Source organism: Cyclobacterium jeungdonense, assembly GCF_010994275.1.
In the GTDB taxonomy this organism is placed as follows: domain Bacteria; phylum Bacteroidota; class Bacteroidia; order Cytophagales; family Cyclobacteriaceae; genus Cyclobacterium; species Cyclobacterium jeungdonense.
The window spans coordinates 25,359-38,026 of the sequence record NZ_WMCD01000010.1 but is presented as its reverse complement, the minus strand read 5'-3'; the positions used below and the strand labels follow the sequence as shown (position 1 = coordinate 38,026).

The 12,668-nt window shown below is 47.1% G+C and carries 8 protein-coding genes; 1 reads left to right on the top strand and 7 read right to left on the bottom strand.

Annotation, left to right across the window (positions count from 1 at the left end):
* Nucleotide 1: 1 nt before the first annotated feature.
* The gene (locus GKS34_RS17970) at nucleotides 2–1,810 is read right to left on the bottom strand and encodes a GDSL-type esterase/lipase family protein (protein ID WP_163386371.1); all 1,809 of its coding nucleotides are present in this window, start codon (nucleotides 1,808–1,810) and stop codon (nucleotides 2–4) included.
* Nucleotides 1,811–2,036: 226 nt separating this feature from the next.
* On the opposite strand from GKS34_RS17970, the gene GKS34_RS17965 reads away from it, so the two are divergent.
* Entirely contained in the window at nucleotides 2,037–4,166 is a 2,130-nt protein-coding gene (locus tag GKS34_RS17965) for a hypothetical protein (protein ID WP_163386370.1), read from the top strand.
* Between the two features lie 325 nt (nucleotides 4,167–4,491).
* Here GKS34_RS17965 and GKS34_RS17960 read toward each other — a convergent pair whose 3' ends face one another.
* The 6 genes from GKS34_RS17960 to GKS34_RS17940 form a co-directional block, all read right to left on the bottom strand.
* Nucleotides 4,492–5,193 carry a 3-keto-disaccharide hydrolase gene (locus GKS34_RS17960; RefSeq protein WP_163386369.1) on the bottom strand — a complete coding sequence of 234 codons (702 nt, stop codon included), beginning with the start codon at nucleotides 5,191–5,193 and terminating at the stop codon, nucleotides 4,492–4,494.
* A 173-nt stretch (nucleotides 5,194–5,366) separates the two neighbouring features.
* Nucleotides 5,367–6,761 carry a neutral/alkaline non-lysosomal ceramidase N-terminal domain-containing protein gene (locus GKS34_RS17955; protein WP_163386368.1) on the bottom strand — a complete coding sequence of 465 codons (1,395 nt, stop codon included), beginning with the start codon at nucleotides 6,759–6,761 and terminating at the stop codon, nucleotides 5,367–5,369.
* Between the two features lie 16 nt (nucleotides 6,762–6,777).
* On the bottom strand, nucleotides 6,778–6,900 hold the full coding sequence (locus tag GKS34_RS23630; RefSeq protein ID WP_262888589.1) for a hypothetical protein: 123 nt from the start codon (nucleotides 6,898–6,900) through the stop codon (nucleotides 6,778–6,780).
* A gap of 6 nt (nucleotides 6,901–6,906) precedes the next feature.
* On the bottom strand, nucleotides 6,907–8,970 hold the full coding sequence (locus GKS34_RS17950; protein WP_163386367.1) for a BNR-4 repeat-containing protein: 2,064 nt from the start codon (nucleotides 8,968–8,970) through the stop codon (nucleotides 6,907–6,909).
* A 338-nt stretch (nucleotides 8,971–9,308) separates the two neighbouring features.
* Nucleotides 9,309–10,685 (bottom strand): glycoside hydrolase family 140 protein, encoded by a 1,377-nt coding sequence (locus GKS34_RS17945; RefSeq protein ID WP_163386366.1) that lies wholly within the window; start codon nucleotides 10,683–10,685, stop codon nucleotides 9,309–9,311.
* Between the two features lie 264 nt (nucleotides 10,686–10,949).
* Nucleotides 10,950–12,590 carry an FAD-dependent oxidoreductase gene (locus GKS34_RS17940; RefSeq protein WP_163386365.1) on the bottom strand — a complete coding sequence of 547 codons (1,641 nt, stop codon included), beginning with the start codon at nucleotides 12,588–12,590 and terminating at the stop codon, nucleotides 10,950–10,952.
* Nucleotides 12,591–12,668: the final 78 nt, after the last annotated feature.

Here is a 12,668-nt window from a genome sequence, read left to right as displayed (position 1 = left end):
CTCATGGAGCGAGGTAGTATTCGAAAAAAGAATAAATGATTTCATTGGATTCGGGATTGGGAGAATGGTCCGGACGGTTACTCATGCCAACCCTGTTTGTTACTCCAAAAAAATTGTTTGCTCTCAAGCTATAATTCAGCGGAACCCAACGGTCCTGTGAGTCTTCCGAGCCTCCTGAAACCAAAAAAGGCCTTGGAGCCATGAGTACATGCAATTCGTGTAGGTTCATGCCGTTTTTTACCAACTCCGGATACAGCCCTTTGGCAGGGTTTTCCTCGGTAGGAATGCCCCGGTTTCTCCAGGGTCTGGGATGGTAGCCAAGGTACCAGGGCTCCCAGTAGTTAATATCCGTTCTGGTTTCATCAAATACAATACCAGGATCCGACCAGGCAGCTGCGGCGTATTTTTCGAAGAGGCAGGAAGCAAACATTGCCCATTTACCACCGTAGGAATGGCCTGTGATTCCAATTTTTTCTTTGTCAACTTCGGGGAGGGAGGCAAGCAGGTGCCAGGCGTTGCCTGCTGCATAGGCCAGCATGGAGAGGGGTTGTACGGTAGCGCTGTCTATATGCGGATAGTAAATCGAATAGGTTTGATTCTCCGTCGTAGCAGTAGTTCCGAGGGAAAGGGTGACAAATCCCCTTTTGGCCAGCTGAAGGGCAAAATCTCGGTTGGGTTTTCCCTCGCCGATAGCCGTTTCCGGCTCGTAATAGACGGTAACCACCGCCGGCCGGTTTTTAGCTCCATAGGGCAGTAGTAAATATCCCTCAGTCCATTGCCCGGGAACCCATTCGAAACGAATCTTTTTCTGGACGAAGTATTCTTTCTCCTTGGTATCCAAAATTTCAAAAGTTGGCTGCGTATTCATTTCGGGCCATTTTCCCATCATTCCATGCCATTTTTGAAGGATTTCTTTTCGTCGTTCTTTCCAATCGGCCAGATCAGTTACCACATGGCCGTCATCGAAAACAAAAGGGTCGCTGAAATTCCCTTCTACTTCTTCGTATACATAAGGAATGGAAAAATAGGGTGCCAATTCATCCCACTGGACCATTTTTTTAAGATAGGCGGGAAAGGTTTGCCCTTGACTGGTACCACTTCCTTTCACCCCCTGGCCGAAGGTGATGCTATCACCGAAAAAAACCATGCTTTTCTTTTCTCTTATCTTTCCCTTAGCCACTAAAAAGTTAAAAATTTGTTCGGCGATGATTCTATTACCTTCACTGGTCGGATGGACCCCATCAGCTTTACCGGAATTGGCCAAGTTCCGGATAAGCGAGCTTTTCCCCGGGTTGGGGGATTTTCTTGAAACAAATTCCTGATATAGGTCAATCATCGGAAGTCCGTTCACTTTGGCAAGATCGGCGATGATTTCATTTGCCCTTTGAATTCGCGTAAGAGGGGGTGAATCAAAAAAAGATAATTCATACCGACCGGAAATGGCATTGGTATCTACTGGGGTAAGACTCATCAATACCGTTTCTATACCCTCGTCCTTAAGCTTGTTGATGATTTTTTGGTAAGACTTTCGAAAGGTGCCGTAATCCAAAAATTTATGCAGGTTGATCATGTCGTGCATGCCAGCCAAAATAAAAACCATGTCGGGGTTTTCACTCAATACATCGCGGTCCAGCCGTGCCAGAAGATCCAGGGAATTATTTCCACCAGCTCCCTTATTAATGATTCTCCAGGATCCCTCTTCGGGAGCACTTTCCCTAAGTATGGAATCTTTTACAGCAAGATCCGAAGCGGAGGTTGCATTTCCGCCAGAAAAAAGAAGAATCCATGCGAATAAGAATTTGAAATGCATTTTAATTGATTTAAAGAATGTTTTTTTAAATTTAAGAATTTCTATTCTTTTTCACTATTCCTTAGCGATTATTTCAGCTGGAGAGCTAAATAATTGCAGGTCAATGCATTATAATTCCTAAATTTTAGTAGTAAAATTCAATTTTCCTCCCATTTTTTGGTTTCAGATTCAGGGCTAATGCAGTATATTGGCTGTTGATTTTAATTAGAAACAGATCCCTTTCCTTATGCGTAAATCCTGCTTCCTTTTGCTGTTTTTTTTGGTTCTGAATGGTAGTTATAGTTTTGGACAAGTCATTTATGTGGTAGGATCGCCCGATACCGATCTGGTTGGCTGGCTTTCAGGCGAGGGCTTTGAGCTGGAGTTTTACCCGGACCCAGAAGCTGCTATGGAAGGGATTCCCCCCGAGGCCACACTGCTTTTGTTGGCAGACCAATACCCTAGCAGCAGGGTGCAGTTGCCAGAGGAGTTTTTTCAAGTGATGAACGATAAGCACATTCGCTATTACCTCGAGTATCCAGAGGATATTCCGGGTTTAAAAAGTCAGGGGCAAGTGATGCAAACACGCCTGGAAAGAGGGGTGGTGGCAGGCGACCATTTTGGAGAAAGCCTTCCGGCCATGCGCATTTTGGGTATCAATGATTGCCATGTGATTCCTGTGGAAAACGCGGATCCCTTGTTGGTTTTGGCAAAGGTGGCGGGGTTAGATATTGCTCCCTACGGATTGGAAGGGGTGCCGGTGCATCCATTGTTAGTTTCGAAAGGTTCGGGTTTTGTTTCGTTGACAAAACTTTCTGATTTTGCCAAAGGCCGGTATGGGCCTCAAGAGCATTGGAAAAAGGTTTGGGCGCACCTGATAACGCAGCTTACCGGAAAGCAGGAGTTTTCCTTTTCCAACTGGCCCCGCTACCTGGAGCCTGCCTTTGATCAGGGTACACTACTTACCAGGGCGGATAAAGAAAATAGTGTGAAAAACGGTGTGGACTGGTTTTCCAAAGGGAAATTTTTTATTCATCCCGACTGGAAAGACCGATGGCTACGCTACCAGGGAGATGGTACCAATCCCGTTGGTCCACCGGTTCCAAGGCATTTTCCCATTGGAGATGGTAGCGACGGCCTGCTGGAAGGACATTCCTCCAATATTTATTTCGATGGCAGCCAGCAATACCGCTATTGGATTAGAGCCGATGTGCAAGGAGAAGGGGCTTTTGCCCTTGCTGCCGCTGGGAGCCTGCTGGATCAGCCGGAGCATTTCTCCACGTCCAAAAACCTGGTAAACTTTATTTTTAACGAAAATTTAAGGAAGGGTCCCAGAAATCATCCCGATTCAGCCGCTTTCGGCCTGATAGGCTGGTCTCATACCCACCCCCATGTTTATTACGGCGACGATAATGCCCGCGCAATTCTGGGGATTTTGGGTGCGATGGCCTTTATGGAAAAAGATACCTGGAATCAGGAAATGGCCGAAGCCATTCTTGCCAATTTCAGAACCACGGGTAAGCAAGGTTTTCGTATCAACCGGATTGAAAATAAGGATTTGCAGCGCCTGGGCTGGAAGCATTACTGGAACAGGGATCTTGTCAATCCAGCACCTCATTTTGAATCCTGGATGTGGGCACTCTATCTGTGGCTTTATGACAAAACCGGCTACGAACCGCTTTTGGAAAAGGCAAAAAGTGCCATTAAAATTACGATGGAGGCCTATCCTGAGGAATGGTTGTGGACCAATGGCATTCAACAGGAAAGAGCCCGGATGATTTTGCCCCTGGCCTGGCTGGTTCGGGTGGAAGATACCGCCGAACACCGTGCCTGGCTGGACCGGATCGTAAGTAAGTTATTGGAAAACCAGATGGAAAGCGGGGCTATCCGGGAAGAATTGGGAGGCAACGATAAAGGAAGGTATGGCCGTACCCGCTCCAATCAGGAGTATGGCTTACACGAGGCTCCACTTATTTTTGAAAATGGTGACCCTATTGCTGACATGTTGTATACCAGTAATTTCGCTTTTTTTAGTTTGAATGAGGCAGCCCACGCCACGGGCAATCCGGAATATGAGGCAGCTTTGCTGAAATTGTCCGATTTTTTGACAAGGATTCAAGTAAAAAGCGATCGGTTTGAAGACATTGACGGTGCCTGGTTCCGGGCTTTTGACTTCGAACGATGGGAATTCTGGGCCTCCAATGCGGATGTGGGCTGGGGAGCTTGGGGCACCCTGACGGGTTGGACGCAAAGCTGGATCGTCGCGACTCAGGTTTTGGTTTTAAAGGATCAAAGCTATTGGGAATTGACCCAAGATTCGAAAATCAACCGTCACATGGAGGATAGGCTTGAGTTGATGCTGGAAGAGTATAAATAGACAAGATTTCTGTAAGGGGTTTCACGCAGCGGTTGCAGCGATGTCGCGGAGACCGCAGCGCGATGCAATCCAGAGGAAGTCGTTCTTACGATTAGCTGAATAGGAGAGAATGTCCCTGTGAACAGATGAAATCGAGCACGACCTACCGGTCACACACCGGGAAGATTATCAACTATGCGAGATTCCATATGGCCGCTTAAAGACAATTATAAACATAGGAAAGCACCCGCCGCGTCCGCTGCGCATTCTCCGCGCTCGCGGCGAGAAAAAAAGCGCATAGTATAGCGATTGATTGCTTTACATCAGACGAAGTGCAAATTCAGTTTTATAATTCTTTAATTTTGATATTCCGGAAATACACTTTATCACCATGGTCTGTTAGCAGTATATGGCCGCTTTCCAACTCCCCGTATTCAGTATCGTCTTTAAACTTAGTGGATGCTTTCCTTTTCAGAAAATCCCTGCTTCCACGCTGGTAACTGACCACCTTTTGACCATTCAGCCAGTGCGTTACTTTTTTTCCCTTGGCCACAATTTTGCCCGTATTCCATTCTCCCGCTGGATGCAGGGTTTTATTTTTTGGGGGATATAACAAATACGCAGCGGCAGTAGAACTCAGCCCGTTGGGATCCTCCTTAATGCCTGGGTAGTTGTAATCATCAATGATTTGATATTCAGGACCATTGACCATCATTTTTTCCGTATCGCCCTTGTACAGGGTGTCCACAAAGTATTTGATACCGCTATTGGCAGAGGGTGTCAGGTTAAATTCAAATACCAGTTCAAAGTCACCATATGTTTCCCTCGTGATGATATCCCCGCCTCCCTTGCTATCCAGGAAAAGCAAACCATTTTCTACCTTCCATCCTTTTTCCGGAAAAGTAGCGGATTGTTTTCCTCTCCACTTTTCCATGGACTTCCCGTCAAATAGTACCTCGTAATCGCTGCCCTGTGCCTTCAGCTGGGAATTTATTAAAAAGCAAAAGCAAGCCGTTCCAATCAGAAATAAGTGTTTGTGTAGTTTCATCTGTTTATATTTTTTTTTTCAGCGGTCATAACCTGTCCCGCACCGAAGGTCGGGATAGCCTGTCCCGATGATAAATCGGGAGAATCTCGCATGATTGATAATCATCCCAGTGTGTGACGTTTTCGTCATGCTCGATTTCATAAAAGCCATGTTAGATCTTGAAGGTGTTTGTATTAAGGATTTGCAGGAATAGTTAGTTGACGTGCCAGGGCGTCAAAGGTGGAGAGAATTTGCTCTTCCAGCCCGGCTTTCCAGGAGTTGTGCAGGCCATAAACCATTTGAGAGGAATAGCCTTCATAACCGCCTTCTTGCAGGATGATCTCAGTGGGAATGTAACCCATCACATCGTTACTATACGCCATTACGAAAACCTCCGGTCCATATTTGGCTTTCAGACGGTTGGCATATCCGATGGTGGATTCCCCACCCATCGAGAAAAGAACCTGCTCACCTAATTTCCAGACCTGAATGGGAAACGGGTAGGAGGAATCCGGGTTTAGTCCTTTTTTTTGTTCCTCAAGCATCCGTTCGGCCCATCGCTTCATATAGCCACTTTCTTCAGCAATCATTGTTTCCAAGGTTTCCCGGCTCATGGGAGGGTTCAGTGCCAGGTCTATTTCCTCATAGGCATAGCTTAGTTCGGGATCCAATGTTTTCATGTCTTCTTCCAATACCCTTTCTACTGCTGCGGCTAATTCTTTTCCGTACTGCCTGGCCAGGGGGACTGTTCGTCGGGGAAGTGGGTTTTGATCTCCGGCAGCTCCTTGAAAAAAGAGGGCCATGGCACCCGGATGATTTTCTTCAAGGGTTTCCTGCGCGTATCCCGGATAATCAGCAGACCAGGAGTACTGGCTTAGCACGGTAGGATGGCAGGCATATCCGAAAAGAACGGCCGTTATCCGGTCTTGTAAATCAGTAACCTTGATTACTGGAACCGCATGGTCAATGGGACCCTTTAATTCGGTGAGCAGGTGAATTTCACTCTCTTTATTATTTCGTCGGTTGACCTGAAAACGAGCCGTTCCGTTTGCAGCATATACTCTGGAAGGTGCCCTGTTTTCCAATGCCCTGCCCACGCTTTCCACGATGTCCTGCTCCAGTTGGCGGCTGTATTCCGAAATACGCTGCTGCTGTTGCTCATCCAGCGGATAGATATCGTAAAGTGCAGCCTCCAGAACCGGCCCGGAGTGAGTATGGGAACTGTTGAGGATCACCTGCGATTTGGTTAGCCCGTATTGTTGGTAAATCGCGGTACGGATTTTTTCAGACATTTTGCCTGGAAGCCCCAGTAAATCCGAAGTTAGCAGGACAGCGGTGTTTCCCTGTTGGTCCTCAAAAGCAATTACCTTGACCCAAAGTTCGCTGTATTTTCCCTGCGCTGGATGATCACGATGACCGTACCCAGCCATCCAAAGGGGAGTTTGTGGCGTGATTTTGAATTTATCTGTCCCGGTTTTCCAAACCATATTATTTTGCCCGTATAGCGGAAGACCCACCAACATTACCAGCAACAAAATGAGGATAGGCAAAGGGGAGAAAATGGGGATTTTTATTCGATCGTTTTTCATCTGTTTATAATTTTTTTTATTGGTCAGATAGCCTGTCCCGATCCTGAATCGGGAGAATCTCCCATGCTTTATAATCATCCCTCCGTGGGTCGCTTACGTCATGTTCGATTTCATGTGCGGATACCGTTTTTGATTTCATGACCTTTTATTTCAATGTCCATTGTATGGCATTTTTCATTAGTTGCAGGAAAAAGGGATGGGTAAAGTCGGTGGGATAACCCAACGAGGTGTAAAAAACCTTGCTCTTTCCTGCCTTTCGCCTGAAAGCAATTGGGTTGACCTGTCCGGATGAGTGGCCACGTAATAACTCCCTGGCCTTCGGGTCCAGGCTATTGCCAATCAAATATAAGTTGCCATCGCTCTTCCAGGTTTGCCGATCCATCCCTGTTAAAAGACCCTTGCCTGGCTTTTTCACAAATTGAATGTTGGTTTTTTCGGTGGCTGGCCCGTATCCCTTGTTTTCATGGCCCAAAACCTCCGGCACAAAGTCCCACCAATCCTCGTACCCGGAAGGAATTTCCTCTCGTACTGAAAAGGCATGGTTGGCAGTTCGGATACCGATTACCGGTTTTCCTTCCCGAAGATGATTTTTTATCAAGTCCATCTGATCCGTAGAAAGGGCTACCCTTCGAAGAAAAAACACCAGCAGATCACTATTCCTGCTATTTTCCAGATCAGGTAAGTGAAAGGCGGTCCTTTCTCCTTCCCCCAGAATGACCTGCGTTTGGTAACCATTTTCTTTAGCAAGTTTCATCGCAAAGTAAGGAACCGTAAGATCCGCTTCGTAATTATCCGGATCCTTACTAATCAGAAAGGTAATTTTTTTACCTTGCCCGATGCTGTTTTCTTCCTGTTTGGGCAGTATTTTGCCATATACTTTTAACTGGTAGTCTCTGTAAGTACTGTACCTTCCCGAAAGCCAAAGGACAACCTCCCGGTTGGCATCTGCGAGGACTATTGGACGAATGTTGTCCTCAGCCGATCCGAAGGTCACCGGGCTGAAATACCAGGGACTGTCTTCCGCCTGCCGTTCTGCCCGGAAGATTTCATACCTTCGTTCACCGTTTACCAGCAGTGGCTGCCCTGTATGAGGATGGACGTCAGCCGAAAAATAGAGAATGTTTTTATTGCTGGGATGAAGGCTGATCAATCCGGTGTATTCATTTTCCCCGGGATAAAGCCTGCTACCGGCATAAGCCATTTCCTCCGAAATCCAGTTTTTGCCGTCCCATCGGGCATCATGGTAGCGGTGATCAAAACCTCCCAGGGAAGTGTTCACTGTTTCGCCCCTGCTAATTGGGTCTTTGGTTACAGAAAAGGCAAAATACGGCATTCCTTCCTCGTCTAACTGTATATCGCTGGTCCATGCCACATCCGTGCGGGTTTGCAGGTCCCCATCATAGACCAGCGTAAAATCGGACGGCTTCAAATTACTGGTTTCGCCTGTACTCAATGGACCTACGAGCGTTCCGTCGGAACGGTATGCCCGACCATTCTCAAGGTAGCCATGATAAATATTGTTATTAAAATGCCGGGGATGGCCGTCGGTGGTTATAAAGTGAATCCGGCTTTTCCCATCCGAAACGTATTTCAGGTATGACCTACCCTCAAACTGGAACAGTCTGCCTCCGGATTCCCAGCTTTCGCCATGATCTTTGGAGACCAGGTAATGGGGGTTGTTTTCATTGCCCCGGAAAAAATTATAGGTTTTTCCTTCCTCTTCCAAGTGATAGAGGTTGGCATAGCAGACGCGACCCTGGTGATGAAATGTGGACTCTTCTTCCCAGGAACGGATGTCAAAGGGCTCTCGGGTGCTTCGGTACCGCACCAGACTATCGATGCTGTGACCGGCATAGACGGTCAGGATTTTTCCATCCGGCCGTAGCATCAGTGCCCCCACGTTGTGGTCGTCTGCAGGAAGGGTGCCCTCGGTTAAAACCTGGCTAATGGTTTGGTGATTGTTTAAGTTCCATTCGCTTACCGTATTATGTCCCTCTGAAGTAACACCGGTAAACCATACTTTGTCTCCGATCAGCAGGGCACGTTCATCCTGAAACCAGCACCAGCTTCCGTTTTCGGAAAGCAATACAGGACCATAGGGGTCCACCGGAGGATTCGGCGTCGGTTGAGCATGCGATAATGATGAATAATAGGTGATTGTTAGCAAAAAAGCCAGCGTAAGGGAAAAACACCGTGGGGGAGCTATCATGGGATATCTGAAAGGGTTCAAACAATTAATTATTGAACCAATTTAAGCGATATCGGTCAATCCTCCAGTAAAAAATAGATAAATTCCACAATTAACCTGATCGTCGGTAATTATTTTGACTGGGAGAGGTGGAGACTTAGGGGCTGGAAGATGAAGGAACTAGGGAAAACTTGGGATCTTTGTGCTTCTTTAGTGTTCTAGGTGACAATAAAATAGAAAAAGCATAGGCGAATTTCAGGAACAGAGCAATCTCTATTAACCTATCTTCAAACAAGTCCCCCTAATTACCTCTTTATCAGGTTCTTTTCGTCGATTAGTCCCTTTGAGTTCCTACCTCCCTAATCCATGAAATCCGAAAAATTGTAACTGGCATTTTTGTCCACAAGTAACAAGAGAAAATCACTTCCCCAACCATTGGCCCAGGGGGTAAATGTCCGGGATGCATTTGTTTCAACGTCTCCAATTGTCCGGACCTTACCGTTTCTGGGATTAAACCAATAAGCTTCAGCCGTTTTCGTATTTAGGCGGGTTAAGTCAACGGTTATCGGTGAGCCGGTAGGAGTGTAGACTAGTATCAGGTCGCTCATCTCCGTTCTGGAGGCCAGCATGTAGGATTCATCTTCCGGATTGTTTCCTAGAATCAGGCTTTGATCCATTTGCAACTGCTGCCAGGGCAGGGCCGAAAGGATTTTTTTAAGGTAACCCATTTGGGAGGAACCAGGCAGGTCCAGGGCAACCTGCCAACCGGTACGGGCGTTGATAACAGGGTCCCGATTGCTGTCATACATTTGCCAGATATCGTTGCAGCCATAGGTATAGCCCGCGGCTCCCGAAAGCATGCTCCAATAGCCCGCGATCCGGGCATCGGCATCGTCCAGCCATCCGTAATCACTGTTTTCCCAGAACCGGTCCCGGATATTTTCGTAGCGGGGCTCACCGTTAATGACCGGCCGGTTGGCGGATGCATTTCGGGCATCCAGCACGAATTGGTAATCTTTTGCCAGGCGGCTATGGCCACTTTGAAACATGTCCAGGTCCAGCCAGGTATCCTCACTAAAAAAATCAGTTGCCTTTTTGCCTCCAACGGGATGAAAGGTTAGTAATTTTTGCTCGTCAAAAGTCCGGATGCCACTGGCCATGGCGCGAATGATTTCGTAATGCGTTTCATTTTCGATGGGCCGGTCCCCGCCGAGAACCCAGATCAGGTTTGTATGGGACTGGTACCGCTTGGCCAGTAATTTTCCGTAGGTTTCTGCATTTTCCGGGGTAAATATTTCCGGACCAACACCCCATTTTTTGTTAAATTTATCTCCCCAGGTAGGCAGTAACCCCACGTACAGGCCCAGTTCAGCGGCCCTTTCCACCACGTAATCCACCAATTCAAAGTAGGCTTCATTCAGCTTTTCGGGATTGTTGTCAATTAATGGGGTATCCCCCTGGGCGTTTGGTGTATTCAACCCATCCAGTTCGGCCAGGATAACAGTTTGGATTAGGGTAAATCCCTTGTCGGCCCGGTCCTGCAGGTACCGATCAATTTCCGCTTTGTCCAGGCGGTGGATCAATTCCCAGGCCGTGTCTCCCAACCAAAAAAACGGTTGGTTGTCCTCAGTTACCAGGTACCGATTATCGGGGGAAATCTTTAGAAGCGGGAGTTCCTGCCCCTTGGCGAAAAAGGGAAGAATGAGTAAAGCTAAGAGAAGCGGGATACTTTTCATGTGTTTATAATTGTTTCTCAGTGGTCACATGGAATCTCGCATGATTGATAATCATCCCTCCGTGGGTCGCTTGCGTCATGCTCGATTTCATGTGGTCTTCTTTTTGGTTTGACTTGATTATTAAAATCTTAGGATCGGAAAAACAAGCCATTTGCTTCCTGCCTGGCGGAAGTGAAGTAAATATCCTTAGCTTAATCCTCGATAATTGGGTATGCAACAAGACAGCTTTTTCCATTAATTTTTGTGCTTGAAACTTTTATTTCTTTAATCTAATCCAATTCCGATAATTTGCTTTTTTTCTACTAACCGATTTTTTAAAGCGGTATATGGCAGGTTTTGAACGGTGCACTGTTTTTCAAGGCACAAGTCAGCAGCGATGCCGGCGGCTTCCCCAAGCAGCATAAAAGTCCATTCCAGCCGGATGGCTCCATAAGCGATATGGCTGGCGGACAGGCAGGTTGGGGTTAGCAAATTGGTACATTCAGACTCCCGGGGGACCAGGCTTCTATAGGGAATCTGGAAAGGTTTCCAATTATCCCCTCCAAATACAAAGCCTTCGTTATAGGCTTTCCCATCACGAACGATGCGTCGCACATGATGCACATCCGGCGGCCAGAAGGCAATGGCTACCGGATCTTCGATGTGGATGGAGGTGTCGTTTCGGGTATGATGTTCTGTAATCACATAGTCCGACTGCATTCTTCTTCCGTCCCGAATATAGAGCATTCGGGGCCATCCCTCATTATCGGTAAACTCGTCTTTCGTCGTGCCCCATTGGCCCCATTCCTGGCGGACGTTTTCTGGCACCTCTGGATCGTTGGCCAAAAACCAGAAGAGGCCACGGGTAAAGTCCAGGTGGTATTGGTAAATCTCCTGCCGTTTCTGGTAACCCCCTTCCGGGTATTCGTGGTTCATTCCGTAGAGGTTGTGCGAAAGGTCGTGCCAGGCGCCCAGATCGGTTTTGTTATTGGGAATGGAATAAGACGGTTTGTACAACTCACCACCTGCATCCAGGTAACGCAAGTAGATTTCGTACCAATCCCTTTTGTAATTTCCCGGTTTCACAAAGGGAACCCGATTGGAGGGGTCCTTGGTCAGGCAGGCCCGAAAGCAATAGGCTTGTATACGGTGATCCCCTGTGCCGGCTTCACCTAGTATTTCGTCTTGTATGGTGTGAATCAATCCGCTTTCCGGATTTCCGGGCTCCACATAGGGATTTACTGCCACTTCAAAGTTCCGGTAGGTGTTGGTTGTACGGATGCCATTTTTTGTTTCCCCATAAAGGCTATTAGGTTCCCTGCCTACGATGGTGGAAATGCCGGCATAATGCAGCAGGTCGCCTTCGTAAGAAGCGTCAATAAAGAGAGATGCACGAAAGGTTTTTCCATTAACCGTTTCAAAAGAGATAATCTGCTTGTTTTCTTTCTTTACGGCATCAAAATCAAGCCGCAAACCAGATTCCATGTAAACCGGAATATTGTAAGCTTCCAGCCAACGGTCAAAGATCGCTTTGGCCACGTGGGGTTCAAAGCGCCAGGTTTGGCGATCGCCTCTTGCCGAATCAAAGTTTGCTATTCCATAATGCCCGGCCACTTCTTTGTAAAATTCCAGGGTAAGGCCCCCGATCACAGAATCGTTTTTGAACCCCGCATGATTATTTATATCCGACCCACCCAGGCCCTCAATAGTCATGCCGCCTACGTATTTATCCGGACTTACTATCACCACCTCCCTGCCACGCTTTTTTAATTGTACAGCTGCCAGAATGGAAGCGCTGGAGTTGCCATAGATGCAAACATCCGATTGGATGAATTGCTCGTTCTTTTGGCAGGCTGCGAAAAGAAAAAAAGCCAGAAGAAAGCATTTCACCATTTTCCCGGAAAGGACCTTAACTCGTGGTTTCATGTGCAGGAGTTGTTTACCATCAAATTTATTATTTTTTCTTTCCCTTTAAGGAACTGAAGAAAGTTTACGATAAAAACT

Excerpts from the sequence above, each read along its gene's own strand:
- GKS34_RS17970 (WP_163386371.1), bottom strand. The coding sequence starts at position 1,810 with ATGCATTTCAAATTCTTATTCGCATGGATTCTTCTTTTTTCTGGCGGA.
- GKS34_RS17965 (WP_163386370.1), top strand. The coding sequence starts at position 2,037 with ATGCGTAAATCCTGCTTCCTTTTGCTGTTTTTTTTGGTTCTGAATGGT.
- GKS34_RS17960 (WP_163386369.1), bottom strand. The coding sequence starts at position 5,193 with ATGAAACTACACAAACACTTATTTCTGATTGGAACGGCTTGCTTTTGC.
- GKS34_RS17955 (WP_163386368.1), bottom strand. The coding sequence starts at position 6,761 with ATGAAAAACGATCGAATAAAAATCCCCATTTTCTCCCCTTTGCCTATC.
- GKS34_RS23630 (WP_262888589.1), bottom strand. The coding sequence starts at position 6,900 with ATGAAATCAAAAACGGTATCCGCACATGAAATCGAACATGACGTAAGC.
- GKS34_RS17950 (WP_163386367.1), bottom strand. The coding sequence starts at position 8,970 with ATGATAGCTCCCCCACGGTGTTTTTCCCTTACGCTGGCTTTTTTGCTA.
- GKS34_RS17945 (WP_163386366.1), bottom strand. The coding sequence starts at position 10,685 with ATGAAAAGTATCCCGCTTCTCTTAGCTTTACTCATTCTTCCCTTTTTC.
- GKS34_RS17940 (WP_163386365.1), bottom strand. The coding sequence starts at position 12,590 with ATGAAACCACGAGTTAAGGTCCTTTCCGGGAAAATGGTGAAATGCTTT.